This is a genomic window from Micromonospora sp. ATLC16, from assembly GCF_057196645.1.
Genome location: NZ_JBXUOW010000161.1, coordinates 1 through 1,263 on the forward strand (window position 1 = coordinate 1; position 1,263 = coordinate 1,263).

The following is a 1,263-nucleotide window of genomic DNA, read 5'->3' on the forward strand; positions in this document are numbered from 1 at the left end:
CAGGGCCCCGGAGTAGTCCGGGAATGTCCGCTTGATCATGGGATGCCGTGGAGGTTGAGGGCGGCTGTGGGCGTGGTGTGAGCGCGGCGGGCGCTGGCGGTGTTGATCCAGCCGGTGAGGCGGAAGGTGCCGCGGATGATGTCGCGGAAGGTGGCCATGACGGCGGGGGTGTTGTGGGCGCGGACCTGGCTGGCGTCCTCGCCGAACGTCACGTCTCTGATCCAGTGCACGCTGTTTTCGATGGTCCAGTGTTCGCGGGCCCAGGCGGCGATCTCGTCGGGTCGGGCCTGGTGGGTGGGGAGGTCGGTGATTGCGTAGACCACTTCGGTGGTCCACTTCTTCGTGCCCGGCGGGCGGTGTTTGCGGCGGATCCGCACGACTTGACGGGCGTGGGGGAACACCAGGTCATCGACGGTGACGACCTGGACCTCGCGGATCTCGACGCGGCCGTGGCCGCGACTGCTCTGGCGATGCAGGACCGGCACCTGCTTCCAGGGCAGGCGCCGCAGCTGCGCGGCGAGCGTGGGCTGATTGTCTTTGACGGTGAACAGGTAGTGGGCGTGGCGCTGTTGCACGAGGTAGACGGCGTGGGCGCGTTGCGCGTGCATGGCATCCGCGGTGATCACCGTGTCGGTCAGGTCTGCCGCGGCGATCTGGTCCAGCACGGGCGCGAACTCACCGATTTCGTTGGTCTTCGCGGCGATCTCGCGGGCGGCGAGGGTGACCGCGTCGGCATGACGCACGGCGGACAGGATGAACACGCGACTGCCGTCGGGGCGTATGGCCCCGCGTAGACATTTACCGTCGACCGCGACGCCGGCGCGGCGCGGCCGGTCAGCGGGGGCGGCACGGTGAGCGCGACGCTGTTCCCGCTCGGGCACACCATCCGGAGTCACCACGGCGGTCGCGGACCGGGCCAGCGCGGCCAGGTGCCCGTACCCGACGCCGGTCAGCACGCCCGGATCAACCCTGGCGTAGGCGTCACGCAGGGTCCGCTCGTCAGGAACCCGGTACCGGCCGGTCAACGGGTTGAACGGGCAACCCAGCCGGGCCAGTTCCCGCTGTTCACAGCGTCGGACCCACTCCGCGATCGCGGTCAGCGAGTTGTGGCCGGCCGCGCTCATCGCGCACACCCCGATCGCCAGCAAGGTAGCCAACCGGTACCGCACACCACGAGGATCACGAGGGTCGGCGACCTGCGCCAACCGGTCCAGCAAGCCCGCAGACGGTGAATCGGCACCGATGGCGGCAGCCGCGGCGTGA

1 protein-coding gene is annotated in these 1,263 nt (G+C 69.8%); it reads right to left on the minus strand.

What is annotated here, in order from left to right; genetic code table 11:
- Nucleotides 1-35: 35 nt before the first annotated feature.
- Nucleotides 36-1,263, minus strand: a 1,228-nt coding sequence (locus AC2CHE_RS26850) for an ISAs1 family transposase (protein ID WP_484507609.1), incomplete at its 5' end; no start/stop codon positions are given.